Raw genomic sequence first — 520 nt, forward strand, 5'->3', positions numbered from 1 at the left:
CTCAGCGCGGCGGAGCGGTACCGACTACCCCGCACCGCCATGCGGGAATGGCGCAGTCGCGACACGCCGATCATGTGGCCGACGGCAAAACGCGCAACGCCGAGCGGGCCGCCGCGCAATCCGAACTGGGCCTCGGCTCTGGCAGGCAACAGCACTGCCGCAATCAGAAGGGTCGCGCCGGTCAGCGCCAGTCCCATGCGTCCCGACATGACCGCTGACCTGACCAATTCGGCCTCCTCCCAGCTGCCCACGCGCGCACTGCGCCGTATCGAGATGACTCGCGAGGGAACCGATTGTTCCCGGGCGACACAGGGTAAAGCGTCGCGGGGACTCTGGCTCACTCCGCCTTCTGCGGCATCACAAAGGTCTGGCCGGGATAGATCAAATTGGGGTTGTGGATCTTGTCGCGGTTGGCCTTGAAGATCACGGCGTAGCGCGCGCCGTCACCGTAGGCGAGCCGGCTGAGCGCCCACAGGCTGTCGCCGCGGGAAATCACGCGGTTGCCGCCTGCCTCCGCCGG

General features: G+C 67.5%; 1 protein-coding gene and 1 pseudogene. Both read right to left on the reverse strand.

Annotated elements, in window-relative coordinates; translation table 11 throughout:
• Positions 1-209, reverse strand: a pseudogene (locus MOV75_RS41495) (hypothetical protein); the annotation flags it as partial.
• Positions 210-337: 128 nt separating this feature from the next.
• Positions 338-520 (reverse strand): LysM peptidoglycan-binding domain-containing protein (locus MOV75_RS41500; protein WP_247008677.1); only part of this gene is annotated, 183 nt, incomplete at its 5' end.

The sequence above is a fragment of the Bradyrhizobium sp. PRIMUS42 genome (assembly GCF_023006515.1).
Lineage (GTDB): Bacteria > Pseudomonadota > Alphaproteobacteria > Rhizobiales > Xanthobacteraceae > Bradyrhizobium.